The 26,335-nt window shown below is 71.7% G+C and carries 24 protein-coding genes and 4 pseudogenes; 22 read left to right on the top strand and 6 right to left on the bottom strand.

The window, feature by feature from the left end; all coding sequences use genetic code 11:
• Window positions 1–204 (top strand): annotated as a pseudogene (locus RZ84_RS40520) (aminotransferase); the annotation flags it as partial.
• Window positions 205–446: 242 nt separating this feature from the next.
• Window positions 447–1,391, top strand: coding sequence for an SDR family NAD(P)-dependent oxidoreductase (locus RZ84_RS03855; protein ID WP_043263093.1), 945 nt, complete (start codon window positions 447–449; stop codon window positions 1,389–1,391).
• A 145-nt stretch (window positions 1,392–1,536) separates the two neighbouring features.
• Here RZ84_RS03855 and RZ84_RS03850 read toward each other — a convergent pair.
• Window positions 1,537–1,725: pseudogene (locus RZ84_RS03850) on the bottom strand (12-oxophytodienoate reductase); the annotation flags it as partial.
• 134 nt (window positions 1,726–1,859) lie between these two features.
• On the opposite strand from RZ84_RS03850, the gene RZ84_RS03845 reads away from it, so the two are divergent.
• Window positions 1,860–2,192: a hypothetical protein gene (locus tag RZ84_RS03845; protein WP_241777553.1), complete on the top strand. Its 333-nt coding sequence runs from the start codon at window positions 1,860–1,862 to the stop codon at window positions 2,190–2,192.
• A 142-nt stretch (window positions 2,193–2,334) separates the two neighbouring features.
• Here RZ84_RS03845 and RZ84_RS03840 read toward each other — a convergent pair whose 3' ends face one another.
• Window positions 2,335–3,252 (bottom strand): alpha/beta fold hydrolase, encoded by a 918-nt coding sequence (locus tag RZ84_RS03840; protein ID WP_043263090.1) that lies wholly within the window; start codon window positions 3,250–3,252, stop codon window positions 2,335–2,337.
• Between the two features lie 158 nt (window positions 3,253–3,410).
• On the opposite strand from RZ84_RS03840, the gene RZ84_RS03835 reads away from it, so the two are divergent.
• From RZ84_RS03835 to RZ84_RS03805, 8 genes and pseudogenes are all read left to right on the top strand, one after another.
• The gene (locus RZ84_RS03835) at window positions 3,411–4,055 is read left to right on the top strand and encodes a TetR/AcrR family transcriptional regulator (protein WP_052229764.1); all 645 of its coding nucleotides are present in this window, start codon (window positions 3,411–3,413) and stop codon (window positions 4,053–4,055) included.
• A gap of 491 nt (window positions 4,056–4,546) precedes the next feature.
• Window positions 4,547–5,860: a MalY/PatB family protein gene (locus RZ84_RS03830; protein ID WP_063772658.1), complete on the top strand. Its 1,314-nt coding sequence runs from the start codon at window positions 4,547–4,549 to the stop codon at window positions 5,858–5,860.
• A complete protein-coding gene (locus tag RZ84_RS03825) occupies window positions 5,854–7,059 on the top strand; it encodes an amidohydrolase family protein (RefSeq protein ID WP_043263089.1) in 1,206 nt (401 codons plus the stop codon). Before RZ84_RS03830 ends, RZ84_RS03825 begins: the two co-directional genes overlap by 7 nt.
• 51 nt (window positions 7,060–7,110) lie before the next feature.
• Window positions 7,111–8,352: an MFS transporter gene (locus tag RZ84_RS03820; protein WP_063772657.1), complete on the top strand. Its 1,242-nt coding sequence runs from the start codon at window positions 7,111–7,113 to the stop codon at window positions 8,350–8,352.
• Window positions 8,349–8,801 carry a MaoC/PaaZ C-terminal domain-containing protein gene (locus RZ84_RS03815; protein ID WP_043263088.1) on the top strand — a complete coding sequence of 151 codons (453 nt, stop codon included), beginning with the start codon at window positions 8,349–8,351 and terminating at the stop codon, window positions 8,799–8,801. Before RZ84_RS03820 ends, RZ84_RS03815 begins: the two co-directional genes overlap by 4 nt.
• Before the next feature lie 305 nt (window positions 8,802–9,106).
• Window positions 9,107–9,661: a winged helix-turn-helix domain-containing protein gene (locus tag RZ84_RS03810; protein WP_063772656.1), complete on the top strand. Its 555-nt coding sequence runs from the start codon at window positions 9,107–9,109 to the stop codon at window positions 9,659–9,661.
• A gap of 81 nt (window positions 9,662–9,742) precedes the next feature.
• Window positions 9,743–10,210 (top strand): annotated as a pseudogene (locus RZ84_RS39515) (GNAT family N-acetyltransferase); the annotation flags it as partial.
• Window positions 10,211–10,477: 267 nt separating this feature from the next.
• Window positions 10,478–11,233, top strand: coding sequence for an SDR family oxidoreductase (locus RZ84_RS03805; protein ID WP_043269067.1), 756 nt, complete (start codon window positions 10,478–10,480; stop codon window positions 11,231–11,233).
• Window positions 11,234–11,250: 17 nt separating this feature from the next.
• Here RZ84_RS03805 and RZ84_RS03800 read toward each other — a convergent pair whose 3' ends face one another.
• A complete protein-coding gene (locus RZ84_RS03800) occupies window positions 11,251–12,177 on the bottom strand; it encodes a helix-turn-helix transcriptional regulator (RefSeq protein WP_052229763.1) in 927 nt (308 codons plus the stop codon).
• A 297-nt stretch (window positions 12,178–12,474) separates the two neighbouring features.
• Here RZ84_RS03800 and RZ84_RS03795 point away from each other — a divergent pair.
• Window positions 12,475–13,509 (top strand): annotated as a pseudogene (locus tag RZ84_RS03795) (zinc-dependent alcohol dehydrogenase family protein).
• 435 nt (window positions 13,510–13,944) lie between these two features.
• Complete coding sequence (locus RZ84_RS03785; protein ID WP_043263087.1) at window positions 13,945–14,808, top strand: dienelactone hydrolase family protein; 864 nt, start codon at window positions 13,945–13,947, stop codon at window positions 14,806–14,808.
• Between the two features lie 111 nt (window positions 14,809–14,919).
• Here the strand turns inward: RZ84_RS03785 and RZ84_RS03780 are convergent, their stop codons facing one another.
• Together RZ84_RS03780 and RZ84_RS03775 are read right to left on the bottom strand one after the other, a co-directional pair.
• On the bottom strand, window positions 14,920–15,291 hold the full coding sequence (locus tag RZ84_RS03780) for a hypothetical protein (protein ID WP_052229762.1): 372 nt from the start codon (window positions 15,289–15,291) through the stop codon (window positions 14,920–14,922).
• A 286-nt stretch (window positions 15,292–15,577) separates the two neighbouring features.
• A complete protein-coding gene (locus RZ84_RS03775; protein WP_157878761.1) occupies window positions 15,578–16,132 on the bottom strand; it encodes a hypothetical protein in 555 nt (184 codons plus the stop codon).
• Window positions 16,133–17,086: 954 nt separating this feature from the next.
• Here RZ84_RS03775 and RZ84_RS03765 point away from each other — a divergent pair.
• On the top strand, window positions 17,087–17,530 hold the full coding sequence (locus RZ84_RS03765; protein ID WP_241777552.1) for an FG-GAP repeat protein: 444 nt from the start codon (window positions 17,087–17,089) through the stop codon (window positions 17,528–17,530).
• Window positions 17,527–18,870, top strand: a complete 1,344-nt coding sequence (locus RZ84_RS03760; RefSeq protein WP_052229761.1) for a sensor histidine kinase — start codon at window positions 17,527–17,529, stop codon at window positions 18,868–18,870. Before RZ84_RS03765 ends, RZ84_RS03760 begins: the two co-directional genes overlap by 4 nt.
• 129 nt (window positions 18,871–18,999) lie before the next feature.
• On the opposite strand, the gene RZ84_RS03755 is transcribed toward RZ84_RS03760, so the two are convergent.
• Window positions 19,000–19,344, bottom strand: a complete 345-nt coding sequence (locus tag RZ84_RS03755; protein WP_043263083.1) for a VOC family protein — start codon at window positions 19,342–19,344, stop codon at window positions 19,000–19,002.
• Window positions 19,345–19,669: 325 nt separating this feature from the next.
• Here RZ84_RS03755 and RZ84_RS03750 point away from each other — a divergent pair, with 325 nt between their 5' ends.
• The 7 genes from RZ84_RS03750 to RZ84_RS03720 all read left to right on the top strand — a co-directional run bounded on the left by RZ84_RS03750 (window position 19,670) and on the right by RZ84_RS03720 (window position 26,335).
• Window positions 19,670–20,065 (top strand): hypothetical protein, encoded by a 396-nt coding sequence (locus tag RZ84_RS03750; protein WP_043263082.1) that lies wholly within the window; start codon window positions 19,670–19,672, stop codon window positions 20,063–20,065.
• A 951-nt stretch (window positions 20,066–21,016) separates the two neighbouring features.
• Entirely contained in the window at window positions 21,017–21,700 is a 684-nt protein-coding gene (locus RZ84_RS03745; RefSeq protein WP_043269062.1) for an HdeD family acid-resistance protein, read from the top strand.
• 449 nt (window positions 21,701–22,149) lie between these two features.
• Window positions 22,150–22,869, top strand: coding sequence for a response regulator transcription factor (locus RZ84_RS03740; protein WP_043263081.1), 720 nt, complete (start codon window positions 22,150–22,152; stop codon window positions 22,867–22,869).
• Window positions 22,866–24,362, top strand: a complete 1,497-nt coding sequence (locus RZ84_RS03735) for a sensor histidine kinase (RefSeq protein WP_052229760.1) — start codon at window positions 22,866–22,868, stop codon at window positions 24,360–24,362. Before RZ84_RS03740 ends, RZ84_RS03735 begins: the two co-directional genes overlap by 4 nt.
• A gap of 276 nt (window positions 24,363–24,638) precedes the next feature.
• Complete coding sequence (locus tag RZ84_RS03730) at window positions 24,639–25,085, top strand: hypothetical protein (RefSeq protein ID WP_043263080.1); 447 nt, start codon at window positions 24,639–24,641, stop codon at window positions 25,083–25,085.
• Window positions 25,082–25,333 carry a hypothetical protein gene (locus RZ84_RS03725; RefSeq protein ID WP_157878760.1) on the top strand — a complete coding sequence of 84 codons (252 nt, stop codon included), beginning with the start codon at window positions 25,082–25,084 and terminating at the stop codon, window positions 25,331–25,333. Before RZ84_RS03730 ends, RZ84_RS03725 begins: the two co-directional genes overlap by 4 nt.
• A 285-nt stretch (window positions 25,334–25,618) precedes the next feature.
• Window positions 25,619–26,335, top strand: a complete 717-nt coding sequence (locus tag RZ84_RS03720; protein WP_241777551.1) for a cutinase family protein — start codon at window positions 25,619–25,621, stop codon at window positions 26,333–26,335.

Here is a 26,335-nt window from a genome sequence, read left to right as displayed (position 1 = left end):
GTGGAGCGGGCCGGTGCGGCGGGTATCGCGCCCCCGCCCGCCGGCGCCACCTTCCCGTACGGAACGGACCCGCGGGACCGCAACATCCGCCTCGCCCCCAGCTACCCCGGACTGGCGGAGCTCGGCGACGCGCTGGAAGGGCTCGCCCTGTGCGTGGAACTGGCCGCTGTGGAGCGTCTGTTGGGGGCCGGGCGCGAGGCGTGAGGGCACGGGCCGGGCCGCCTGTCCTGCCGCGCCGACAGGACAGCGGCCCGGCCGCACAGCGCCGTCACGGCAGCGAGAGTGCCTGCGCGGCACCGGTTGACCTCCCGCTCGACCTCCCGCGACGACGGCGGCCGGAACGTGTTGGCACCCCTATCACAACAACGCGAAAGCACCGTCGACCGGAACGATGCAATCCCTTACGGTACGCAGTGCCCCCGATGGATTGACGTACCGGAGACACCATGGCAACGCGCACTCTGCTGATGACCGGGGCGAGTCGTGGCCTGGGCAGAACCGCCGCCGAGCATCTGCTGCGGACGAACCCGGACCTCCATCTGCTGGTGACGTCCCGCGGAACCAGCGGCAACCGGCTCGCCGCCGAGCTCGCCGAGGCCACCGGCAATCCCCACGTGTCCGCGGTCTGCTGCAATCTGGCGGCGCGGGAATGCATCCGGGCCGCCGCCGACGAGGTCGCCGGCCGCCTGGCCGCGGGTGACCTGCCGCCGCTGTGCGGCTTCGTGGGCAACGCCGGCCTCCAGCTGACCACCCGGACCCGCACCGACGCCGACGGCGTCGAGCTGACCTTCTCGGTCAACGTCCTCGCCAACTGGCTTCTCATCCGCCTGCTGTGGGAGCAGTTCACCGCCCCCAGCCGCATCGTCGTGGTCGGCAGTGACACGCACTTCGGGGACCTCCGCCACAACATGGGCGTGGTCCCCGCACCCCGTTGGGAAAGCGTCCAGGCCCTCGCCGCACCCCACCACGGGAAGCGGGCGGACACCGCCGCCGAGGGCCGCACGGCCTACTCCACCAGCAAGCTCGCCGTGCTCTACCTCGTTCACGCACTGGCCCGCCGACTGCCCGAAGGCATCGACGCCTACACCTTCAACCCCGGCTACGTCCCCGGCACCGGCCTGGTCCGTGACGCCGGCCCGGCCGTCCAGCTCCTCTCCCGCACCTTCCTGCACGCGCTGACCGCCACCCCGCTCGCCCTGAGCCCCGCCCGGGCCGGCCGCCTGCTCGCCGAAGCCGCGGCAGGCCCCCGCCCGGGCCCCACCGGCGCCTACATCGACCGCCACATGGTGGACCGGTCCTCCGACGAGTCCTACGACGAGGGCCGCGAGGAAGAACTCTGGCGCACCGCGGCCGAGTTGTGCGGCGTGTCGGTGGGACCTGACGTCCGGTAGGGCGCGGGGCGGGTGGGGGCGGTGCTGCGCCGTGCCCGCGGTCACGCCCCCGTTCACCGCCGAACCGCAGCCGCACGGACGGTTCGACGGGGCCGGGCCGGTCGCGTCAGCCGGACCGGGCTGCCGGTGATACCGGCGGAGCCGCTCAGCTCAGCGTCTTCGGCGCCGCCGCGCCGTAGGGCTGGAGCTCCTCGAAGCGGTTGCCCAGGACCTTCGCCGCCCACTGCGCGTCCTGGAGCAGGGCGCGGCCGACGGCGACCAGGTCGAACTCGTCGCGCTCCAGGAGGTTGTCGATGCTGCCGGGCGCGGCCCCTTCGCCGGCGAAGGCGCGGAGCATCCGCCGCCGGTCGGCGTCTCCGGCGGGCATGCGGTGAAGCCTCGCGGAAAGCCGACGCAGAAGGGTTGCGGTATTGCGCATATGGGCAAGTGTTGTGCGCTGGGTGACTGTCCATATAAAGGAGGCTGTAGGTGGCGCGGTGCGGGATGACGGCGACGGGAAGCGCAAACCTGCGGGTCGGGGCGGCCGTGGCGGAGATCGAGGGCCTGTGCGCCGCGTTGCGCGGTGCGCGCAACGAGCGTCACCGAGAGCGCATCCTGGCCGACCTTGCCCAGGCCGGCCGGCGTCTGACCGCTCTGGCACTCGCGCAGCAGGGCACTCGGGTAAGCGTCCGGCCGCGGTCGCGCTGGGAGCGACGGCGGCTGCTGGCGGCGCGCGGCGCCAGCCTGGTGGCGGCGTTCGCCACGGGCGACGGCCAGGGGCGCGCCCGCCGTAAGGGCGGCGGCGGAGGCGGCGCGGAGTAGCCCCCGCGTCCCTGAGGGGCCGTCGGTCGGTCCGCTGCCCGCGGTCGTAAGGATGCACGGGGCCGACCGGGTTGGTGCGGGCGCGGTGGCGCCGCGTCGTGCACGGTGGCGCCGACGACGCGGCGCGGTTCCGCGCCCGTGTTCAGTCGATGGAGTCCACGAAGTCCAGCATCCGGCCGTTGGCCACCTCGGCGTGGTCGATCTGCGGACCGTGGCCGGTGCCGGAGAGGATCTCGACGCGGGCGCCGGGCACCAGGGACGGCACGCGTACCAACTGCCGCTTGGGGTGCAAGATCAGGCTGCGCTTGCCCATCAGGAGGTAGAGCGGGGTGCGGATGGTGCGCATCTCGTCGTCGGTCAGCGGGAGCGGCGCCGGCCGGCGGATGCGGAACGCGCGGACGCCGAGGTGGATCATCGCGCGCAACTCCGGTACGATCAGGACCGGTTGGTCCAGCCAGGCGGCCAGGTGCCGGCGCAGCGGCTTCGGCGCGAAGGTCGCGAACAGGCTGACGAAGATCCAGGCGAAGAACCGGAGTCCCACCTTCTCCAGGCCGCCGGGGTCGAGCAGAGTCACCGAGGCCAGTCTGCCGGGGCGTTGGTGCGCCTGGTTCAGGGCGAGCCATCCGCCGTAGGAGGACCCGATGAGGTGGACCCGGTCGAGTCCGAGGGCGGCGAGGGCCTCGTCCATCCACTGTGCGGCGAGTTCGGGACGGTGCATCGGCTCGCGGTGGACGCTGCGCCCGGGATCGCCCGGGGTGTCGAGCGCGTAGACCGTGCGCCGTGCGCTGAGGGCGGCGACATTCGGGTACCACATCGACGAGTTGGAGCCCGAGCCGTGGATGAGTACCACCGGGGTCCGGGATGCGTTCCCGGGCTCCGTGGGGCCGTACTCGTAGACGTGCGTGGTCCCGAAGCGGGTCTCCACCTCCCGCTCCGCGCGCGGGGCCGGACCCAGCGCGTAGACCGCGTCGCAGGCGCTGAAGTACCGGTCGCGCAGGGTCTCGTTCACATAGCGGCCGACGTCGGCCCGTCCGCGCTCGCGGGTCGTGGTCTCGGGCATGCGTGACACCTCCGGAGAGATCCATCAGAGATCCTTCTTTCGTGATACGACCGTACCATGATGGTGGTACCGGCGTATCATGAAGATGCGTCGGTACCGGCGGACCGCCGGCACCGACGGGTCAACTGGCCGGAAGAGCAAGGGCGGAGACACGGCAGATGCCGAAGCGTGTGGACCATGAGGAACGGCGTACCGAGATCGCCGAGGCGCTCGTCCGGGTCGCCGGGCGACGCGGACTGCACAGTGTCGGGATGCGCGACGTGGCGGCCGAAGCGGGCGTCTCCCTCCGGCTGGTGCAGTACTACTTCCAAACCAAGGAGAAGCTGCTCCTGTACGGACTGGAGCATCTGGCCGCCGGGTTCGGCGCGCGCGCCGCCGCCCGGGTCCGGGCCGCCGGGGACGACCCCGGCCCGCGCGCGGTGATCGAGGCGCTGCTGCTGGAGTCGCTGCCCACCGACGAGGAGAGCCGGACCTTCCACCTCGTCCACACCTCGTACGCGGTGCTGTCCGTCACGGACGAGGCGCTCGCCGCCCAGCCCTTCATCGCGAACCCCGATGCCGCCGAGGACGCCGTGGCCGGCCTCCTCCGGCAGGCGCAGGAGGCGCGGCTCATCGCGCCCGACGTCGACACGCGGACGGAGGCGATCGGTCTGCTCGCCCTCTCGGCCGGGCTGGGCACCGCCATTCTGGTCGGCCAGCGCAGCCCGGAGTCCGCGGTCGCGGTGGTGCGCCACCATCTGGACCGGATTTTCCGCGACGGCGATATTCGGTCGGACTCCGGTGCCGAGGGCGGAACCGGCTGACGTGCGGGTCGTGTGATCTCTCGCATACGGATCCGTATTCCCGCGCGCACGCTTCGTCATCGAACGGTTCGCGGGAAGTGCATGTGTCGGTATTCCGGGTTGGCCGTCGTATCGGCGTGCACAAGGAGTGGTGTCCAGGCAATGGCCGCTGCTGGTGGGGTGGTTGCTGCCGGGTTCGCCAAACTCCCTTGATGTTGGGTGAGTTGAAAGAGGTGCGGCGTCGGGGGCCGGTGAACGGCCGAGGTGCCGGTTGGTCTTTCGGGGCGTCAGGAGCCAAAGTCCTGTTCGCTCTTGACAGATTTCCGCAAGATTTCCAGTGTTGACCCGGGGCATTCGATTAGCGTCCGCGACGACCGGTGCACGCGAAATCCCTACAGCTCATGACCTACGGAGTTCGATCGGGGCCCTGAGGGGGCAACCCGCACAACCGGCGCGGTCACCTGCCGCGCTGCTGTCCCGCGCCCAACGGGCGCGGACCGGGGGAGGACACCATGCATGCGAGCGAGATCGGCGCGGCCGATTCGCCGGCCGACTTAGCCGAGTTGGACCCCGTCGACGATGTGGACCCGGACATGCTCCGCTCCGGCATCGGGACGAAGAAGTGGCGGCAGACGGCCGCCGGCGTGCTGCCCGCCGGGCTGGCCGAGATGGACTTCCCGGTGGCGGAGCCGATACGCGAGGGGCTGCGGCGCCGCCTCGCCCACGGCGCCCTCGGCTATCCGTACTGGCCGGACGGCAGCCCCCTGAGAGACGTCTTCGCCGCGCGCATGGCGAAACGTTACGACTGGCACCCGCAGCCCTCCTGGGCAAGGGAGTTCGCGACCGTCACCCAGGGCGTACACCTCGCACTCCATCTCGGCACCGAGCCCGGTGACGCGGTCGCCGTGCACACCCCCCTCTACGGTCCGTTCCGTGACGGCCTGGCCCGGCTGAACCGCCGGCTGGTCCCGATTCCCTTACGCGACGGCCCCCGTGGCCGGACCTGGGACCCCGGCAGGCTCGCCCGGGACGTGGTGGAGCACGGCTGCCGGGCGCTGGTGCTGGTCAACCCGCACAACCCCACGGGCCGGGTGTTCGACCGGGCCGAGCTCGGGGAACTCGCCGAACTCGCCGAACGCCACGACCTGCTCGTCATCTCCGACGAGATCCACGCCGACCTGACCCACGCCCCGCACCGCCACACCCCGTTCGCCTCCCTGGGCCCCGAGATCGAGCGGCGCACGGTCACCCTCACCTCGGCGACCAAGGCGTTCAACCTCGCCGGGGTCCGCTGCGCGGTGGGCCACCTGGGACCGGCCCGGCTGCGCAGGGCGCTGGACGAACAGCCCGTCGAGTTGTACGGCGCCGCCAACGCCCTTGGCGTGCACGCCTCGTTGCTGGCGTGGACGGAGGGGGACGCCTGGCTGACGGCCGTCCGGCGGCGGCTGACCGGCAACCGCGACCGGCTCGCCGCCGGCCTGGCCGCGCGGCTGCCGCAGATCGGCCACCACCCGCCCGAGGGCTCCTATCTCGCCTGGCTCGACTGCCGGGCGCTGGGCTGGGGCGCGGACCCGGCGACCCGCTTCCGTGAGCGTGGCGCCGTCGACCTGGGGCCCGGGCCCGGCTTCGGACCGGGCGGCGACGGCTTCGTGCGCGTCAACTTCGCCACCTCGGCGGCCCTGCTCGACGAACTGCTCGTCCGCCTGGCGCGCGCCGTGGACGCTCCCGCAGGCGCCGCGTCCCGCCCGGCGGCCGGTCGTCCGGGGCGTGCCGTATCGCACGACGGTTCCGCGGCCCACGCGCTGACCGGAGAGCGCACATGCTGATCACGGTGGGCGCGCTGCTGTACGGACCCGTCGGGGAACACACCACGGACGCGGCCGTCCTGGTCGAGGACGGGAGGATCGCCGCGGCCGGCCCGCGCGAGGAGGTGCTGGCGCAGACCTCGCCGTCCGCGGCCCGCCGGGACCACCCCGGCGCGACGCTGCTGCCGGGCCTGATCGACGGCCATGTGCACCTGAGCTTCGACGCCGGCCCGGAACCCTACCGAGCGCTGCTGGAGAGCGATCCGCCCACCCTCCTGGAGGCCATGGCCCGGCGCGCGGAACAACTGCTGGCGTGCGGCGTGACCACGGTTCGCGACCTCGGGGACCGGGAGGCCGCCGCGATACGGCTGCGCGCGGCCGTCACCGCCGGCCGGGTGCGCGGCCCCCGCATTCTCGCCGCCGGGTCACCGCTGACCCCGCCGGGCGGCCACTGCTGGTTCCTCGGGGGCGAGGTGGCCGACGAGGCCGCACTGCGGGCGATGGTGCGGCGCAATGCGGAGGCCGGGGCCGACGTCATCAAGGTGATGGCCAGCGGCGGGCACATCACCGAGGGCGGGGCGGCGATGTGGGAGTCCCAGTTCTCCACCGCGCAACTCGCCGCGGCCGTCGACGAGGCGCGCCGGTACGGGCTTCCGGTCGCCGCCCACGCCCACGGTGCGCGGTCCATCGCGTCCGCGGTGGCCGCCGGAGTGGGCACCGTCGAGCACTGCCTGTGGCTGGCCGGCCCGGACGGTGTCGACCGCCGCACCGACGTCGCCGCGGCCATGGCGCACCAGGGGATCGCGGTCTGCGGCTCGCTGTGCGGCCACGACTGGCGGACCAGGCTGGAGCGGGACGGCCCGGCCGCCACCCGTGCCTTCTACGACCGGCTCAGCTGGCTCGACGGCCTCGGTGTGCCCTTGCTGACCGGCACCGACGCGGGCATCCCGCAGGCCGCCTTCGACGACTACGTCGGCATGCTGGAGCTCTACACCTGGCTCGGCTTCCCCGCCGAGCGCGTCATCGAACTCGCCACCGCCGCCTCCGCCCGCGCCCTGGGCCTGGCCGCCACCACCGGCCGGATCGCACCGGGGCTCGACGCGGACCTCCTGGTCGTCGACGGCGATCCGCGCGCCGATCTGTCGGCTCTGCGCGCCGTACGCCTCGTCGTGGCCAGAGGCGAGCCGTACGACGTGGCCGGCCCGGGAGAGCGGGCCTGACGCGGCGATGAGCCGAGACCGGACACCCACCACCAACCAACGGGGCGACGTGTGAAGAACAAGAAAGACCTCGGCCTGCTCACCGTGACCCACGGGGTCAACGACATGTACCAGGGCGCGATCCCCGCGTTGCTGCCCTTCCTCCAGGCCGGGCGCGGATACAGCTACACCCTGATCACCGGGATCACGCTGGCCGCCACCGGCCTGTCCAGTCTGATACAGCCGCTGGTCGGACTGCTGGCCGACCGTCGGCCGTTGAGTTGGCTGGTCCCGGCCGGCATGGTCACCGCGGGGGTCGGTGTGGGCCTGTCCGGCGTGGGCGACGCGTACGTGTGGACCTGGTTCGCGGTCGCCCTGGCGGGAGTCGGTCTGGCGGCCTACCATCCCGCGGGCGCGATGGCTGCGCGCACCCTGGGCGGTGGCGACACCCAGTCGATGAGCGTCTTCGCCGTCGGCGGCAACATCGGCGTCGCCGTCGCCCCGCTCTACGTGGCCGTCGTCATCAACACCGCCGGCATCTCCGGCACCTGGCTGCTCGCCCTGCCCGCCGCCGCGATGGGTCTGGTCTGCCTGCTGATCCGCCGTGCCTGGCAGGTGGAGGCGGTAACACCCGCTGAAAGTACGGGAGCTGAGAGTGCGGAGCCGCCGGTCGAGCGGCGGGACGACTGGCGGGCCTTCGGTGCGCTGTCGGTCATCTCGGTGTTCTGGTCGATTCCGTACGTCGTGATGGGGTCGCTCGCCGCGCTGTACGTGATCAGCCGCTTCGGGGTCTCGGCGGCCACCGGTTCTGCGACCCTCACCGCGTTCACCGCGGGCGGCGTCGTCGGCACGTTGGCGGGTGGCTGGAGCGCCGAGCGGTGGGGCCGCCGCACCGCCCTGCGTTACGGCTACCTGGTCTCCGTCCTCGCGGTCACCGGCGTCGTGCTGATGCCGGACATCGCCGGAGTGCTCGTGTGCACCTTCGTCTACGGCACCGTCCTCTTCGTGCCGTTCGCCGCTCAGGTCACCCTCGCGCAGGACTACCTGCCCACCCGCGTCGGCACGGCGAGCGGGCTGACGCTCGGTGTGACCCTGTCCGCGGGCGGTCTGCTCTCCCCGCTCTTCGGCATGCTGGCCGACGCCTGGGGCGTGCGCGCCGTGCTCGCCACCCTGATCGGCGTGCTGCTCGTACCGGCCGCCCTGGCCTGGCGGCTGCCCGAACCCCGTACCGCCCCCGCAGGCCCACCAGGCGTGCCGCCAGCAGTTTCTGACGCGTTATCAACTCAGCTTGGCGCGGAACGGGAGACCCGATGACGACCACGGTGCACGGTCTCGCCGAGCTCGCCGGCCTCGCGGGTACGGACCTGGGGCGTACGCCGTGGGTGCCGGTCGACCGGGAGCATGTGGCGGCCTTCGCCCATGCCACCCACGGGCACCCCCACCCCGCCGGCGAGGACGGCGGCGATGCCCCGCTGGGCGGACCCGTCGCGGACGGGTTCCACACCCTGGGCCTGGTGGGCACGCTCGTCGACCGGCTGCTGGAGTTCCGGGAGATCCGGATGAACGTCATCTACGGAGTCAACCGGCTCCGGCTGCCCGGCCCGCTGCCGGTCGGCGCCCGGGTGCGGCTGCACGCCGAGGTCGGCGCGGTCACCGAAGTCCGCGGCGGCGGCATGGAGATGCTCGTGTACGCCACCGTCGAAGTCGCCGGCCGCCCCAAACCGGCATGTGTCGCCGAGGTCGTCTACCGGATCTACGACTGACGCGCCCCGTCCCGCCGTCCCCACCCCCCTGTCCGCTTCCTCGTGCGCTCAACTCCCCCCGACCGAAAGGAGCGTTTCGGCATGCCCATCTATGCCTTGGGCGATCTGGAGCCACAGATCCACCCCGATGCCTATGTCCACCCCGACGCGACGGTGATCGGCGATGTGCGCGTCGCCGCCCGTGCGTCCGTATGGCCGCACGCGGTGCTGCGCGGCGACGACGGCCAGGTCGAGGTGGGTAAGAGTGGTACCGCCGATCCGGGCACCTGCGGCTGCTGGTCATCGACGACGGCACCGACGCACCCGTGTCCGCCGACCTCCGCGAGGACTGGATACGGCTGCCCACCAGGAACGAGGACATGCAGGCCCGGATCGCCACGCTGCAGGCCCGGAACGTGGGCCACTGCGCCCCGCAGGTCGAACCGAACGGCGTCATCCGCCGCGGCTCCCGCACCGTGACCGTCTCGCCGACCGAGGCGGAACTGGTCCGGCTGCTGACCGTCAACTTCGGCGAGGTGGTGCCGCGCGAATCCCTCCGGAAGCGGCTGTGTCAGGACAACCGGCACGCCAGCCGTAACGCGCTCGACCTCCACATCATGCGCATCCGCCGCCGGATCACCCCGCTGCGGCTGGAGATCCACACCGCCTGGGGGCGCGGCTACACCCTCACCACCTGCGACGGCGGCGACGGTGACGCCGCACTCGTCGGACAGCGGCTGCCGGGCGGAACCGATCCCGAACGGCATGAACCCGCGGTCGCGAACCGGTCCCACCCCGCGGGGAGTTCGGCCGCCCGCAACACGGCCTTCGGCGACGCCGACCACCACACCTCCCGAGTCGCCGAGTCCCTGGGCGTATGACCCGGCACGTCCACCGTGCCCGCCGACCGCCCCCATGCGGCATGCTGCGACCGCTTCCACCAGACCCTCCGAGGGGGCCACATGACGCACGGACCCGTTGCCGTCGAGCGCCTGGACGGTCCGGCCGCAGCACGGGCCGAGGCCGCGTTCCGGCTGGTGTACGCCGAGGTGTTCGCCGATCCGCCCTACCACGAAACCGAGGACGGTGTCGCCGCCGCCTTCCGCCACTTCCGCCGCCTGACCCGCACACCCGCCTTCCGTGCCGCCCTGGCCCGCACCCCGGACGGCACTCCGGTCGGCATCGCCTACGGCTCTCCTCCCGGCCCCGACGCGCGCCGCTGGGACCGCCTCACCGAGCCCGTACCCGACGACCTGCGCCACGACGACGGCCACCGCACCTTCGTCCTCAGGGAACTCGCGGTACGCGGCCCGTGGCGCGGGCACGGCCTCGCCTCCCGTCTGCATACGGCACTGCTCGGCGGCATCGCGGCCACGCCGGTGCTGCTCGACGCCCATCCGCAGAACACCGCGGCGCAGGCCGCCTACCGGGCGTGGGGCTACCGCAAGGTCGGCGAGATCCGCCCGGGGGAGCGCGCCGCGCTCCACGACGTTCTGCTGCTCGCACCCCCCCGGGCGGTGTGCGGCGTCGCCCCCGGTCACCGGGATGACGGGCTGCGGATGCGATCACCGGGCCGCCTGCTTAGCGTCGGGGTGGCTGCGCGTCGCTCTTGCTGGGGGCAGGGCCTGGGGCGTGCGGGTGCGGGTGTGCCGTCACGCACGCGCGGGGAACGGACATCGGCTGGTGAGGAGAGTGTCATGCCCGCTCGTACGCTCAAGGACAAGGTCGTCGTGGTCGGCGGGGCGTCCCGGAACCTGGGCGGCCTGATCAGCCGCGAACTCGGTGCGCGCGGCGCGAAGGTGGTCGTGCACTACAACAGCGACTCGTCGGTCGCCGGCGCGGAGGAGACGGCCGTGGCGGTGAAGCAGGCGGGCGGTGACGCGGTGACGCACCAGGCCGACCTGACGCGGGTGGCCGGGGTGGAGGGGCTCTTCGATGCCGCGGTGGAGGCCTTCGGGCGGGTGGACGCGAGCGTGAACACCGCGGGCATGGTGATCAAGAAGCCGATGACCGAGACCTCGGAGGCGGAGTACGAGCGGATGTTCGCGGTGAACTCCAAGGCCGCCTTCTTCATGATGCGCGAGGCCGCCAAGCGCATCGAGCGGGACGGCGCGATCATCACCGTGGTCACCTCACTGCTGGCCGCCTACACCGGCCTGTACTCCGTCTACGCCGGCAGCAAGGCGCCCGTGGAGCACTTCACCCGGGCGCTGTCCAAGGAACTCTTCGGCCGCAACATCAGCGTCAACAACATTGCCCCGGGCCCCATGGACACCTCGTTCTTCTACCCGGCCGAGACCGATGACTCCATCGCGTACCACAAGTCCTCGTCCATGAACGGTGAACTGACCAAGATCGAGGACATCGCGCCCCATGTGCTGTTCCTGCTCACCGACGGCTGGTGGCTCAACGGCCAGACGATCTTCATCAACGGCGGCTACACCACCCGCTGATGGGTGCCCTTCCCGCTCTATTCGCTGCCTGTTTCTGATGCGGTGTCAATGCTCGTGCCCTCGACCCGACTTCGGACCGGGCGGCCGGGGGTGAGCATGTCGAGCAGCACCATCGCGTCGTAGTCGGGGGTGCCGGGGTCGGCGTGGTACGCGTTGAGCCGCTGGCCGGGGGTGCCTTCCAGCTGCATGGACTGGAAACCGAGGGTGAGGGTGCCGACCTGGGGGTGGTGGAAGGTCTTCTGGCCGTAGGCGCGCGCCTTCACCTCGTAGCGTTCCCACAGCCGGGCGAACTCCGGGCTCTTGAGCAGGAGTTCGCCGACGAGGTGGGCGAGGTCGGGGGCGTCCGGGTCGGTGCCGGCCAGGGCGCGGAGGCGGGCCACGCAGCCGCGGATGTGGTGTTCCCGGTCGTCGAAGAGTTCGCGGGCGGCGGGGTGCAGGAAGAGGTAGCGCGCGATGTTGCGCTGCTTGGCCGGCCAGCTCTCGATCCCGGCGAACAGTTGCAGCCCGCCGGGATTGTGGGCCAGCAGGTCGTTGGTGCGGCTGACCACGTAGGCGGGGTTGGGGCGCAGCCTCTCCAGCAGCAGCTGGACACCGGGGCGCACGGTACGGCTGGGCGTGGCCGGGAGTTCGGGGGCGTAGCGGGCGGCGCGCGCGGCGAGGTCGCGCAGGTGGTCGTGCTCGTCCTGCTCCAGGTGGAGCGCGCGGGCGAGGGCGTCGACGACCGCCGGGCTGGGGCGGGTCTCCTTGCCGCGCTCCAGGCGGGTGTAGTAGTCGATGCTCACCCCGGCGAGGGTGGCCAGCTCCTCGCGGCGCAGTCCGGGCGTGCGGCGCAGTCCCGGACCGACCGTGAGGCCGACCTCGGCGGGGGTCACCTGGGTACGGCGGGCGCGCAGAAAGCGCCCCAGCTCGGTGCCGCCACTGCCGCTGCGCTGCTCATGTGCCATGCCGCTCAGTCTGGCAGCCCCGGGACGTGGCCGGCGTCGGTGTGGGGGGCCCTGTCACACCCCGGAACGAGGGTCCCCGGCACGGCGCGGTCTGCCGCGCACGAGCGGCGGTGACGAGGGTGGATGCCCGTAGGCCCCGTCCCCGGTGAGCCCGGCGCTGCGACCGGTCACCGTCCGGGAGCACCGACACCCGGTGCCGCCGGGAGCGCGCCCGTCCAGGGCCGGGACGGCCTTCCCGAAACACCGCATCCGGAACACCGGAACACCGGATGTGCACCTCACGATCGGAGATATCCCATGCGGGCAACCATCCTCTACGGCGCCGGCGACGTGCGGGTCGAGGACGTCCCCGACCCGAAGGTGCAGGAGCCCACCGACGCCGTCGTACGCGTCCTGCTCTCCTGCATCTGCGGCAGCGACCTGTGGCCCTACGGATCGATGCCGGCCGCGCAGCAGGGCCGGCTCATGGGCCATGAATTCCTCGGTGTCGTGGAGGACACCGGCCGGGACGTGGCCGGGCTCCGGAGCGGCGATGTCGTGGTCGCACCGTTCTTCTGGGCCGACAACACCTGCGACTTCTGCGCCCAGGGCCTGCACACCTCCTGCCGGCACGGTGGCCGTTACGGCTGCGACGGTGTGGACGGTGGCCAGGGCGAGGCGGTGCGGGTGCCGCAGGCGGCGGGCACGCTGGTCAAACTGCCGGTCGCCGAGGACTCCGCGCTGCTGCCCTCCCTGCTCACCCTGTCCGACGTCCTCAGCACCGGTCACCACAGCGCGGTACAGGCCGGCGTCGGGCCGCGTACGACCGTGACGGTCATCGGCGACGGCGCCGTCGGCCTGTCGGCGGTGCTGGCCGCCAGGCGGCTGGGCGCCGAGCGGATCCTGCTCATGGGGCGGCACACCGACCGCACGGACCTCGGCCGGGACTTCGGCGCCACCGACGTGATCGCCGAGCGCGGGCCGGAGGGCGTCGAACGGGTCCGGGAGCTGACCCGCGGCGACGGTACGCATGCGGTGCTGGAGTGCGTCGGCACCCTCCAGGCGCTGGAGACGGGTTTCGGCGCGGTCCGCGACGGCGGTGTGCTGAGCCGGGTCGGCGTCCCCCAGTAAGCACAGGGCCCGATCGGCTTCGACATGCTGATGCGCAACATCACCCTTACCGGAGGCGTTGCCCCGGCGCGCGCTTACATCGAGGAGCTGCTGCCGGACGTCCTCGACGGAACCATCGAGCCCGGCCGGGTATTCGACCGCACCGTCGGCCTGGAGGAAGTTCCGGACGGCTACCGCGCGATGGCGGATCGCGAAGCACTGAAGGTACTCGTCCGCCCGTGAGCCGGAATGCATGCCACCCGGGAGGTCGACGACATCGAGCAGTCGGCGTCCGAACTCCGGGGGCGTGGCGTGGTGTTCGAGGGTGGGTCGAGCCGCCCGGGTTGCCGGGTGGCGGCGGAACGCGGGACGGGATCGCCGCTGTCGACGGCACCTACCCGGGCAACGGCGCACGGGGAGAGCGCGGCGCCTGGCTCCGGCACAGCGAGGGGAACGGCGAGGGGAACAGCGAGCGGAACCTGCTGGTCATGGTCAGCAGGTTCGCTGAGTGACGGGACCGGGGCGTGCCACCCCGGCCCCGGACTCAGACGGACCGTCGGTGCAAGGCAACCGGCGGGTAGCCTCGTGGTGCCGTGCGCCGGACCGGGCAGGTCCCCGGACCGGTACGCGGCTGCCGATCAGCCCCCCAGCGGTACCGGACCAGGACGGCGGTAACTCATGGCAGATCACGACCTGAGCGGCTTCGACCGCGAGCACTTCACGCACGACGGCATCACCCGCCGGATTCTGCGGCGCGGCACGGGGCCCGCGGTGATCGTGCTGGCGGAGATTCCGGGCATCACGCCCAAGGTGCTGGCGTTCGCGGAACGAGTGGCCGCGATCGGCTGCACCGCCGTGCTCCCGGTGCTCTTCGGCGAGCCGGGCCGCGATCCCGACCCGGCCAACGGGTGGCTGAAGAGCGGGCGTTATATCGCCGCCTCGATGCGGAAGGTGTGCGTGAGCCGCGAATTCACCGCGCTGGCCACCGGGAGGACCTCACCGGTGGTGACCTGGCTGCGAGCCCTGGCCGCGAACGAGCACCAGCGGTGCGGCGGCCCCGGTGTGGGGGCCGTCGGCATGTGTTTCACCGGCGGCTTCGCCCTGGCCATGGCGACCGACGACCGGCTGCTCGCCCCCGTCCTGTCCCAGCCGTCCCTGCCACTGCCGGTCACCAAGAGCCGCGCCGGTCGTATCGATATCTCCGCCGAGGACCTCGCCGTCGTACGGGGCCGCTGCGAGCGCGACGGGCTTGAGGTGATGGGGCTGAGGTTCCGCGGGGACCGGCTCGTACCGGGCGACCGGTTCGCGTTCCTGCGCCGCGAACTCGGTGACGCCTTCATCGCCGTCGAACTGGACGACGCCACCGCGAACCCGGCCGCCGCACTGGCCCCGCACTCCGTACTGACCGAGCACCTCATCGACGAACCCGGCCAGCCGACCCGCGAGGCGTTGGACGGTGTGCTCGACCTCTTCCGTACCCGCCTGCTCGGACAGCCCCGCGAAACGGCCACGGAGGCACCGGCCACTCCCGGCGGGGCGTGACGCAGGGGCACATCCCGCCGTTCTCCGACCCGTCACCTGCCTTCAGCCGCCCGGAACGCGGAACACCGGGCGGCTGAAGGCGTGTTGGTTCCCGGGCGGGTGGCAATCTCCTCAGGGCCGGTCGAGGGTAATCGAGTTGACGGGTGTCAGGTCGGCCCAGACGCCGTTCTGCGCCGCCATGTCGTAGTTGCAGCCGCCGCCGTTGTACTCCGTGCACAGGTGCGCATGGGCGCCGTCCGACTGGTTGTTCAGGACCCAGTGCCAGCCGTACTGGTTGGACAGATTGTGCGCCCCGTAGCTCCAGAAGACGTCGGTCGGAGTGGCGGCGGGGTCCTGGCCCTGCGGATAGATGCAGACCGCACCGTACGGGCAGCCGGCCCACGGGTCGCCGGCCGGCGTGGCCGCGGCCGTACCCGCTGCCACCGCGGTCAGCGTCAGGCCCGCGATCGCGATCGCGGCGGTGCGACGGATCATCGTGCGCATGGATGTCTCCCTCCCCTGATGACTGGCGTCGCCAGCCGGCAGCATCGTAGGAGGGGACGAAATCGTTCCGCTGTGCAATTCGCGTCATAAAGGTGCCAATATCGGCCTCTCGATCGCGAACGTCGCAGAACGCCGCGGTACGGGGTGGCCGCGGCCCGGCGCCGGATCGCCTCCGCGCCGGATCGCCTCCGCCCGGGAGACCAGCAGACTCCGGCGAACTGGGCCTTGCCAGGCCCGTCTTGCTCCGGTTCGCGGGTTCCCGCTGTCGCCCGCTCACCTCACCGTCTCAGCCCGGAGCGGACACGAGTGTGACCGCGGGGGCGGACTCCACCGTGGCGAGGGCACGCCCGCAGCCGGGGCATGAACACACCACCGGGTAGACCTGATTGGTCTGGAATCCCTGTCGCCCGGGCTTGCTCAGGGCGTCCCGGTCGCCCTTGTCGAAGCAGTCCCGGCATCCGGTGTTGAAGGACAGCCGCACCCATGGATGCGCCGACAGGCGACGGCCCGGTCTACCGGTCACCAGGTCATCGAAGGGCGCCCACCAGTGGTCGACGTCGCAACGCAGCAGCTGCGCCTGGCGGTGCCCGGTAGCGCGGTACGCCGACGAGTTGAAGCCCGCGATCCGGGCCGACGTCGGATGCGTCAATGACGTGTCGCTGAAGCTGAACACGCCCTCCGGCGTCTCCTCTCCCGCTCGTTGCCCCGACGCGCAACGGCCGGCGGACTCATCCGCCTCCAGGAAATGCGACCGGTGGGCGCGACGGCAGATGAAACAGTCCAACGCGAGCGCGACTTTCCGGTCCCAGAGGAATTGGGTCCGATCGGCGATCTTGACCATGCTCTCGATGCGCAGACGCGTCAGCATCCGGCGGTGACCCCCAACTCATCGGACAGCGTGGAACCAGTCCTGGATCCTAACGACCTCTCCCGGATCCTCACGACCTCACGACCCAACGACCTGCCGACATGGTCTGGGTAGCGCGGTGCCGAGCCTGTGCGCGTCGGTCCCTCGCCGACCGGCAGGGGCATGGTTGGCGGCGACGTGACGAGTTCGTGTCATGGGAGGTGGTTGGGCGCTGGGGAGGGCGACCGGTGCGGCGGCCATCGGCGACGTGGGCCACCGCTCGCGCGGGAGGGTACACCGTCCAGCCGGGCCGGTCGGCTATAAGAGGCGTCTTCATCTGCGATGTGCACGCTTTGGTCGGCTTTGCTGTGCCGGATTGCGGGGTCGGCGAGGCCGTCGGGTGATGGCGCGCGGGGTGGTGATCGATTCGGGTCCGATCGGGATGTAAAGGGAGAGGAATTGCCTGGTCAGCTGCGATGTCTCCACGTCGACGGCGTGCGGCTGCGCGTGCGGCGCGATGGTCTCCGGGGGCCGGTGGGTGATCATTCGGTGATGGACGGGTTTGGATGGGTTACGGTTGCGGAGCCTTCCGATCGCCGCAAAAGCGACGTGGAGAACATGTTTGGTGCCTTCCGTTCCCGTTCCCGTTCTGTGCCCTGTGAGAGCAGCGCCGTGCCGGTGACCAGCAGCCGGCCCTCGTCCCGTGCCGTACGGGTGGCGGCGCTCGCGACCGCGGCGGTGGGCGCGGCCGCTTTGGTGGGCGGGTGTGCGGCGGGGAAGCCCCAGCCCGCGGGGCATGCTTCTCCCGTCTCCGGCCCGGTGCGGCTGTGGCCGAAGCGTCCGCCCGCGCCGCGGCCCTCTCCCGAACCGGGAGCGGGGGTGGACAGCACACCGATGCCCCTGCCTGCGGTGCCCCGGGTGCCGTCCGGGGACATCCGGAAGGTGTCCGTGTCCGCCGTCCTGAAGGCGCAGCTCGACGCGGATGACCGCCGCCGGGCGCCGGCCTTCGACAAGAAGACCGAGGACAGGATCCGCGCCTGCCCCGACCGGCCGAAGACCTGTCCCGTGCGGACTCCCGAGTACCAGGATCTGACCGGCGACGGTAAGGAGGACCTGATCGTCGGTATCGAGGCCGAGGACCACACCGTGGCGATCTGGGTCTACATGCTCAAGGGCGGAGTGGTGAACCGGATCCTGAACACCGCGGGGACCCCGCTGGCCGTGGACGTGACCGAGGGCAAGCTGATCATGCGTGAACCCACACAGACCCCCGGCTACGAGATCCGCACCGTCTTCGGGTGGAACCGCCACAGCCAGGTCATGGAGATGCAGGCCACCGAGTACGACTGGCAGTCCCCGGCCGCCACCGCCTCCCCGGGCCGTAGGCCATGAGCGCGTCCCGGTCGCAGCCGCGACTGCTGCCCGCCTGGACGGCGACGCTCTACTGGAAGTCCGCCGTCTTCATCACCCTCATGTGCTGCCTGCTCGCCGTGGTGCTCGGCATCCTGGTGCATGTCCTGGTCGACCGGCAGACCCAGGATCGTGCGCGCGGTGCGGCCCTGGCGGAACTGGACCAGGCGGTGGCCGCATACAGCGCCGGGGGACCCCTGGGACGCAATGTCTCGGTCGACCCGCCGGACCTCCCCGCCGCGCTGCGCGAGATGACCGTGAAGCACGATGAGCGTGGCACCCAGCTCGCCGATCACCAGGGCCACCCGACGATGTGGGCCACCGCCCCCGTCACCGGCGGCAAGGTACTGGCGGTGGGACTGGACTACAGCACCCAGGCAGCCGCCCTGAGCGGCCTGGACCAGGCCATCACGGGCTCGTCCGCCGCCGCTATCGGCATCACCCTGGGCGCCGGACTGATCTCGGTCTCCCGCATCACCCGCCGCCTGCACCGCACCGCCCAGGTGGCCCGGCGCATCAGCACCGGCGATCTCGACGCCCGGGTGAACGACCCGCGCGCCCTGGACCCCGACCGCGCCAAGGACGAGGCCGCCGCGGTGGCCGGCGCACTGGACGCGATGGCGGCCAGCCTGCAGGCCAAGCTCCACACCGAACAGCGCTTCACCGCCGACGTCTCCCACGAACTGCGTACGCCCCTCGCCGGACTCCACGCCGCGGCCGAACTGCTGCCGCCGGGCCGCCCCACCGACCTGGTGCGTAACCGCGTCCAGACCCTGCTTCAGCTCACCGAGGATCTGCTGGAGATCTCCCGGCTCGACGCGCAGGCGGAGCGGGCCGACCTGGACGTCCACCAACTGGGGCCACTTGCCGAACGTGCGGTGCGGGCCACCGGAACGACGACCGAGGTCCGCGTCGTGCGGGATGTCTGTGTGGAGACCGACCGGCGCAGGCTGGAGCGGGTGCTGGGCAATCTCGTCGCCAATGCCCACAAACACGGACGCGCACCCGTGACGGTCACCGTCGATGCCCACGTCATCACCGTGCGGGACCACGGTGATGGCTACCCCTCGTACCTCCTCGACCAGGGGCCGCAGCGGTTCCGCAGTCAATCCGGCGGTTCGGCAGCCGGCAAGCGGACCGGACACGGCCTGGGCCTGACGATCGCCACCGGGCAGGCCCACGTCCTCGGCGCCAGCCTCCGCTTCTCCAACGCCCCCGACGGTGGAGCCATCGCCGAACTTCAGCTCCCACCGGGCCCGGACGACCAGCCCGGGACGACATCCCCGAGGAAGGAAGAGCACGGGTCAGAGGGCGACAACTGACCGCGCCCCGCACGGCCTCCTCCGCGACGGGTTCCAGCCCATGGGGCGGGAGGCCGACTCCTGTTCGACCTGCCGGGCATAAGTGGCGCCGTGACGACTCGGTAGGCGCGAGGCCGACAACCGGGGCGGTCAGTCGCTGACGAAGCAGAACTCGTTGCCTTCCGGATCGCGCATGGCCTGGAAGGACCCCTGGTCGTCGGTGACCGTCTCGCCGACCCGAACGGCGCCCAGGCCCACCGCCGTGGTGGCGGCGGTCTCGATGTCGTCGACGGCAACATCGAGGTGGAGCCGGTTCTTCACGGCCTTGCCCTCGGGCACCGGTTGGAAGGCGAGCCGTGCGAACCCGGGCAGCTCGACGTGCGACCAGTCGCGGGCTCGGTCGACCGGCTCCCCACCCAGCAGCTGGGCCCAGAACCGGACCAGTGCCTTCGGCTCATGGCAGTCCACGACGATCTGATGCAGGTGTGCGCGCATGGCCGGGAGCCTAGGGCAGTCGGCGCCCGATCGGTTGCCGGCGACATGTCAACGGCCGCACGGTGTGGTGACGTTGTGACGCATCGTCAGGCGCGCCGGCCGGAGCAGGAAAACGTCCTGCGCGGCGCAACGCCCCTGGTCAGGCCCGCTCGCCAGGGACTGTGTCCGGCCCGATCGACGATCGACAAGGGGCTGATACACGGCCTCGGGACGGTCGCAACACAGGCTTCCTAGTGTCTCGGTCATGGGCGCCGTGCAGCGCCCGGACCAGACAGGTCCGGGGTGTCTCGGACGCCCCAACACACGCCTTTTCAAAGGAGTCATCATGCAGACACGGACCCTGCCTTCCTCCTGGCGCTCGAAGCGCAACGCACTGCGCGCCGCCCTCGCCGTCGCGGTGACCGGCGCAGCGGTTGCCCTGCCGGTGGGTGCGGCGTCCGCCATGCCCACCGAGCACGTCAAGACGGTCAAGGTCGACAGTGGGGAGACCGTCAGGCTGGACGGCAACACCGACACCGCCACGATCCAGGATCCCGAGCACGGCGTCACGGGCAAGCTGAACTTGAACAAGCGCGGCCCCATACAGAGCCGGATGGACCCGAACGGGACCTTCACGCTGGCCTTCCCCAAGCCCGCGGCACAGGCCGACGCCACGCCCAAGCTCGTCTACAAGCACGACGGCAAAACGGTGACAACCATCGCCTTCCCCAAGGACGGCTGAGGCCGAGCCGACCGGTCCGGCATCACAGGGGCCCCTGCTCGGGCAACCGCCTGAGCAGGGGCCCCTGCATCGCCCGCCGAGACAGATCCCCATCGGGGCGGCGGCTCCGACCACCCGTGTCTGCTGCCGGCGCGCGGGCCTGTTGCCGGTGGTCCGGTCGGTCCGACGGGGTCGGGTGGCGGGAGACGGGGCCGGACGGCCCCTGCACGGTGCGGGCGGACGACAGCACCCTGAGGATGCCGCGGCTCGGAGTGAGAGTCGTCCGAGGGAGGAACTCCTGGACACCGCGGCGCTGTTGCACTCCCGGCCGCGGCCCGCGGGCGGGCCGGTCGCCGTGGTCTCCCATGCCGGTGGCGCCGGGTCCTGGCGGCGGACGCCTGCGCGGACGCGGAGCTCGACGTCCCCCAACTGCCCCCGGACCTCAGGGGCGGAGCTGCTTGCTCACCGAGCTCCCGGCCGGCGCCGGTGCCGGAAAACCCGGGGAACTGCGCCGGCTTCCGTGAGGCCGACGGTGGACGGATGCCACGAACCGAGAACGGACCCCACGAGCGGAGAAGGGGCCGAGCGCCGAGCTGAAGCACCGTCGCGTGGGGTTGGTCACGGACGGTGGTGCCGTCGATCACAGTCGGTGCTTCCCGTTACGTGCTGAACGGGATCAAGCTGAAGGAGGTCAAGGGGAAGGAGGTCAAGGGGAAGGAGGCGAGGGGGAAGACGACCTGAAGCGGATCAAGAGAAATCAGGAGGAATCAGGAGGAATCAGGAGGAATAAACAGGCCGAATAAACAGGAGGCATAGAGAGGAACCAGGGGAAACAAGAGCCGGACCTCGCCCTTCCCGAGCAGAACAGGGACGAATACGAGCAGGACGGGGACGAATGCGGGACAGGGGTGGATGGGTGACGATGGAAGTGTCCTGATCCGACCCTGCGGTTCCATGGAAGAGGTGGTCGGTATGACCTTCCCCTCCGAATCCCCGGGCAACGGCCCGCCCCCTGAAGCCCAGTCCGAAGGTGCCTCCCCGGGGAGTACAGCCCTGGGCGCCCTGGCGAACCTCGGCTGGCAGGCTCTGGTCACCATCGGCCTGGCATCGATCGCGCTGGGTGTGGTCATCCTGGCGTGGCCGGGGGAGACGCTGCATGTCGTTGGCGTGGCCTTCGGCGTCTACCTGGTGGTCACCGGTGTCTTCCAACTGGCCGCGGCCTTCGGCGCGCACGTTCCCGGGCATCTGCGGGCACTGCACTTCATCACGGGTGCGCTCTGCGTACTGCTCGGGCTCGTCAGTTTCCGGGGCACGTTGCAATCGATCCTGCTGCTCGCCCTCTGGATCGGCTTCGGCTGGCTGCTGCGCGGCGTCATGATGACGGCCGCCGCGGGTTCGTCTCCCGGCATGCCCGCTCGTGGTTGGCAGCTGTTCCTGGGAATCATCACCCTGTTCGCGGGCATCGTGCTGATCGTCGCGCCGTTCGGCTCGATCGCCGTACTCACCCTGGTAGCGGGCATCATGGCCATCGTGCTGGGGCTGGTGGAGGTGTTCCACGCGATCCAGCTGCGCGTCGAGGCCGGCCGCCTCACCAAGGGCACTGCCCCCAAGCAGCGGTGGTCCCTGTTCCACATGCATCCTCACCCGCAGCACTGACCGCCCACTTCGTGCAGCTCGTACACAAACGTTGTGCAGCTCGTACACGCAGGCTGTGCGGCTCGTAGACGAAGCATCGGTGACGAAGGATCGGTCGCGCGCATGCGTGACAAGTCGGCCCATACGCGACAGAGGGGCCCACGCCTGCCTGACAAGTCGGCCTGAGCGGGGTGGCGTTCGCGCGCCGCCGATGGCGAAAGACCCGCACCTGCACCCGCACCTGTACCCGCACCGGTGTCGCCGGCCCGCACGGCCGCGCTCGCACCCATCCCTCCCGCCTGCCACCACTGCACGGCGTCGTCCGGCGGCACTCGCGTGATCGCCGGGCGCCCGGCCACCACCCGCATCGCGCCGAACGGTGACGCGGTGCGACGTCCCCGGCTCCGGGCACAGGGCACTGGTGCATCATCTCGCTCGTCGTGGACGAGTCAGATGAGGATGAGGTGGGCATGGGTGTGACGGCCGGCTGTGGGCGGGTGCTGCTGGTGGACGACGACGCCGCGATCCGGCGGTCTCTGGGGCGCGGACTGCGGTTGAACGGCTTCACCGTCGACCTGGCGGACGGGGGTCGCAGCGCCCTGGCCAAGGTGGCGGAAACGGCACCGGACGTCGTGGTGCTGGACGTCTCGATGCCCGATCTCGACGGCATAGCGGTCTGCCGGCACCTCCGGACGGACGGGAACGACATACCGGTCCTGATGCTGTCCGCGTTGGACGAAGTGGCCGACCGGGTGGCCGGTCTCCAGGCCGGCGGAGACGACTACCTCGTCAAGCCCTTCGCCCTAGACGAACTGGTGCTGCGGCTGCACGCGCTGCTGCGCCGGCGCCCGCCGGCCGCCACCGACGCGGTACGGGTCGGCGGTCTGGTGATCGACGCAGCGGCGCGCACCGCCCGTCTCGACGGCCGGCCCGTGGAGCTGACCCGGCGCGAATTCGAGCTGCTCGACGTGCTGGCCCGTAATGCCGGACTGGTCCTGAGCCGTGACCAGTTGCTGGACCGGGTGTGGGGCTACGACTTCGAGGTCCGCACCGATGCGGTCGACACCTTCGTCAGCTATCTGCGTCGCAAGCTGGAAGCCGGTGGACGGCCCAGGATCGTGCACACGGTGCGCGGCGTCGGCTTCGTCCTGCGCGACGACCACAGCGGCGAGGGGGAGCGGCGCGCATGAGGCTGTCCACCCGCATCGCGATCGTGGTCGGGGCCGTGGTGCCCCTGCTGGTGGCGGCCTCGGGCTGGGTGCTGGTGGGCCTGGTCGGCAGGGATCTGCTCGCCCAGGCCGACCAGCGGCTCGACGCACGGGCCCGCAGCGTCGCGACGGCGGCGCGCGGCGTGCTGCTCGCCGATTCCCGGGGCCGGCCACGGGGCGAGCACGCGCACCGGCGCAAACTGGCCACCGCGGCGTTGGATATGGGCATCCGCCTGATCGGCCCGGACGGCACCGCCATGGTCACGGACGGCCCGCAGCCCGGCCCGTCCGTGCACCTGCCGGCCCGCGCCGCACACCCGGTCACGGTCGGCGGGCCCGGAAAGACCTGGCGCGCCCTGACCGTGGCGGTGACCACCGGCCAGCCCGCGGTGCACGGGACGCTGTGGATGTTCTCCCCGGAGGCCGCGAGCCAGGCGCAGATCCAACTCGTACGCAACCGGGTGTTGACCGTCGCACTGCTCGCCGCACCCGTCTCGGCGGCCACCGCCTGGCTGCTGGCGGCCGGCGCGGCCCGGCCGCTGCGGCGCCTCCAGCAGCGCACCAGCGGTCTCGACCCGCGCACCAGCTCCGCCCGCCTGGAGCACACCCCGACCCGGATCACCGAGGTCGACGAACTCGCGCACACCCTCCAGACGTTCCTCGCCCGCTACGACGAACAGGCCGTCCGCACCGCCGAGGCGCTGGCCACGGCCCGTTCGTTCTCCGCCGCCGCGTCCCACGAACTGCGCACGCCGCTGATGAGCATGCAGACCAACCTGGACATCCTCGACTCGTTCCAGGACCTCGACCCCGACGACCGTGCCGAGACCGTCGACGAACTGCGCCGCGGGCACGCCCGGTTGCTGGGGCTGCTGGTGATGCTGCGGGCGCTGGCCCAAGGAGACCTGATCGAGGCCGACGCGTTCGCGCCCGTCGACCTGGCCGACCTCGCCGACGCCGCCGTCTGCGACCTGCGCCGCACCCACCCCGGGGCCGAGGTGACGCTCGACAGCGCGCCGGGCCTGACCGTGCACGGATGGCAGCCGGGGCTCCGCTCGCTGCTGGACAACCTGCTCGCCAACTCCCTGGCGCACGGCTGCTCCGCGGACGGCCGGGCCCGGATCGCCGTGCGGCTGCGGGCGGCCGAGGACGACGGGGCCCCGGCCGCGGTGCTCAGCGTGGACGACCGGGGACCCGGGGTGGTCCCGGAGCAGCGGGCGGCGATCTTCCGGCGCTTCCACCGCCGTTCCGACAGTCCGGGGTCGGGACTGGGCCTGACACTGGTCGCCCAGCAGGCCGATCTGCACCGCGCCCGGCTGCGCGTGCTGGACGGCCCCGGGGGACGCGGCGCCCGCTTCGAGGTCACCTTCCCCCTCGCGCGCCCCGACGGAAGCGGCACCCCGGTGCCGCGGCACCGATCCTGGCTGTCGGACACCGCCTCCCAGGGACACGAGACCCCCGCCGCACGTCCCTGACGTACCGAGCCGGCACCGCCCCGGCACCGGACCCCACCCACTCTCAAAGAGACCACTCACAAAGCGACCACTCACAAAGAAACCACAAGAACCGTTCCTACCTTCGCGGTTACGCAGTCCGCCGCGGGAAGTCCCGGGACGGGCGGCGGCTGGTGCCCTGCCACGCGGTGCGGACCGTGCCCGACAGGCAACGGCGTACCGGGCGTCGCGATCGCGGCCCGGCACCGCAGGCGGTGCAGCAGTCCAGACATGCAGTACAGAGATGGGAGACACCTCATGCAGCGTCGCACGGCGACGACGGCCGCGGCTCTCGCGGGCATCGTCCTCACCACGGCGGCAGTCGCGGCACCCTCGTACGCGGCGGAGAGCAAGAGCCCGACCACGTCGGTCTCGGCTGCCCCGCACGCCAAGGGCCCCCGGAGCGACGGGGCGAAGCGGCTGTGCGTCCGGGTGCCCCGGCTGGAGAAGCGCATCGACAAGCGGATCAAGCGCATCGAGGGCCCGGTCAACATGCCCGGCTCCATCAAGTACCTGGAGCAGCGCATCGATCTCGCCCAGAAGGCCGACCACGCGGCCGTCGCCAAGTTCCTCGGCGACCGGCTGACCGCCCGCAAGGGTTTCCTGACGACCCTCAAGAAGGAGCAGACCGACCTGAAGGGCGTCGCCACCTGGTGCGCGGCGCACAAGGGCGGCGCCAAGCAGCCGGCGGGCGCCACGTCATGAACCGCCGTCGACGGGTGTCCGTACTGCTGACGGCCGCGCTCGCGGCGCCGCTGCTGGCCACCACCGCGTGCTCGTCCTCCGCCGCGCCCGGTACGGCGGCCCCCTCCGCGAGCAGCAGTTCCGGCGCGAGTGGCGATTCCTCCGCCTCACCGGACCAGCTCGCGCAGATGCAGAAGAAGGCCGACGACGCCCAGCACGCCGTCGATGCGGCGGACGCCAACGGCAACGCCGACAACTCCGGGAACTGACACAACTCCGGTAATTGACACCGGACACCGGACACCGGACACCGGACACCGGACGCCTCCGCCGGGCCGCACCACGCCCGGCGGAGGCGTCCGCGCGCATGCGGTCCCCCGCCACCGGCGGAGTCATTGCCCTGTCATCGCGATTTCAGCGGCCGTGGCTAGCGTCCATGCCGTTCGACGCAGGCATGACACAACAGGCATGACACAACCCGAGGGGGACCCCAGCCGATGTCGAGAACGAACAGGCTGACACGGGCTGTTGCGACGGCCGCGACGACGTCGGCGATGGTGGTCGGTACGGCCGTCTTCGCCCCCGCCGTCGCACAGGCCGACTCCATCGACCACTACTACATCGAGATCGGCGGTACGACGGGCGCCGCGGACCAGCCCGAGTGCACCACCAACTACCGTGCCGCCAACCAGAAGCTCCAGCCCGGCAGTTGGGTACCGGTCTGCTACCCGGCGAGTGCCGGACCGTGGGAGAACGGCCGTGGCGGGGTACTGGACCTGAACGCGCCGAGCTACGACGACAGCGTGAACCAGGGGTACCACAACCTGCTGGCCAAGATCGAGGACACCCATCGCGACCACCCGGACGCCCGCCTCACGGTCGTCGGCTACTCCCAGGGCGCGCAGGCCGCGGACCAGGTGCTCCAGACGATCGCCAACGGCGCCACCGACATCCCGCGCTCGCAGGTCAACGGCATGCTCTACGCCGACCCGATGCAGCCCGGCACCGGCTTCACCGCCCAGATCCCGAAGGGCGTGGGCCTGCCCGGGTTCACTTCCCCCGGCGCCGGGCCGGCGGAGTTCAACGGCATTCCGGTCGCCCGGTACTGCATCCACGGCGACCCGGTGTGCGACGCGTCCCTGGTGAACGCCCCCGGGTACTTCACCCTGCACGGCACCTACCCGCTGGACGGCAACGTCATGACCCAGACCATCGCCGACGACGGCCATGACGGGGTCCAGTGGCGCAACCCCGGCGGTGGCCCCGCATAG

Source organism: Streptomyces sp. CT34 (assembly GCF_000805335.1).
Classification (GTDB): Bacteria; Actinomycetota; Actinomycetes; order Streptomycetales; family Streptomycetaceae; genus Streptomyces.
This window is presented reverse-complemented; position numbering and strand designations above follow the sequence as displayed.

Bases quoted from the DNA above. Each gene is read 5' to 3' on its own strand.
- RZ84_RS03855 (WP_043263093.1), top strand. From the start codon at position 447: ATGGCAACGCGCACTCTGCTGATGACCGGGGCGAGTCGTGGCCTGGGC.
- RZ84_RS03840 (WP_043263090.1), bottom strand. From the start codon at position 3,252: ATGCCCGAGACCACGACCCGCGAGCGCGGACGGGCCGACGTCGGCCGC.
- RZ84_RS03835 (WP_052229764.1), top strand. From the start codon at position 3,411: ATGCCGAAGCGTGTGGACCATGAGGAACGGCGTACCGAGATCGCCGAG.
- RZ84_RS03830 (WP_063772658.1), top strand. From the start codon at position 4,547: ATGCATGCGAGCGAGATCGGCGCGGCCGATTCGCCGGCCGACTTAGCC.
- RZ84_RS03825 (WP_043263089.1), top strand. From the start codon at position 5,854: ATGCTGATCACGGTGGGCGCGCTGCTGTACGGACCCGTCGGGGAACAC.
- RZ84_RS03815 (WP_043263088.1), top strand. From the start codon at position 8,349: ATGACGACCACGGTGCACGGTCTCGCCGAGCTCGCCGGCCTCGCGGGT.
- RZ84_RS03805 (WP_043269067.1), top strand. From the start codon at position 10,478: ATGCCCGCTCGTACGCTCAAGGACAAGGTCGTCGTGGTCGGCGGGGCG.
- RZ84_RS03800 (WP_052229763.1), bottom strand. From the start codon at position 12,177: ATGGCACATGAGCAGCGCAGCGGCAGTGGCGGCACCGAGCTGGGGCGC.
- RZ84_RS03785 (WP_043263087.1), top strand. From the start codon at position 13,945: ATGGCAGATCACGACCTGAGCGGCTTCGACCGCGAGCACTTCACGCAC.
- RZ84_RS03780 (WP_052229762.1), bottom strand. From the start codon at position 15,291: ATGCGCACGATGATCCGTCGCACCGCCGCGATCGCGATCGCGGGCCTG.
- RZ84_RS03775 (WP_157878761.1), bottom strand. From the start codon at position 16,132: ATGGTCAAGATCGCCGATCGGACCCAATTCCTCTGGGACCGGAAAGTC.
- RZ84_RS03760 (WP_052229761.1), top strand. From the start codon at position 17,527: ATGAGCGCGTCCCGGTCGCAGCCGCGACTGCTGCCCGCCTGGACGGCG.
- RZ84_RS03755 (WP_043263083.1), bottom strand. From the start codon at position 19,344: ATGCGCGCACACCTGCATCAGATCGTCGTGGACTGCCATGAGCCGAAG.
- RZ84_RS03750 (WP_043263082.1), top strand. From the start codon at position 19,670: ATGCAGACACGGACCCTGCCTTCCTCCTGGCGCTCGAAGCGCAACGCA.
- RZ84_RS03745 (WP_043269062.1), top strand. From the start codon at position 21,017: ATGACCTTCCCCTCCGAATCCCCGGGCAACGGCCCGCCCCCTGAAGCC.
- RZ84_RS03740 (WP_043263081.1), top strand. From the start codon at position 22,150: ATGGGTGTGACGGCCGGCTGTGGGCGGGTGCTGCTGGTGGACGACGAC.
- RZ84_RS03735 (WP_052229760.1), top strand. From the start codon at position 22,866: ATGAGGCTGTCCACCCGCATCGCGATCGTGGTCGGGGCCGTGGTGCCC.
- RZ84_RS03730 (WP_043263080.1), top strand. From the start codon at position 24,639: ATGCAGCGTCGCACGGCGACGACGGCCGCGGCTCTCGCGGGCATCGTC.
- RZ84_RS03725 (WP_157878760.1), top strand. From the start codon at position 25,082: ATGAACCGCCGTCGACGGGTGTCCGTACTGCTGACGGCCGCGCTCGCG.
- RZ84_RS03720 (WP_241777551.1), top strand. From the start codon at position 25,619: ATGGTGGTCGGTACGGCCGTCTTCGCCCCCGCCGTCGCACAGGCCGAC.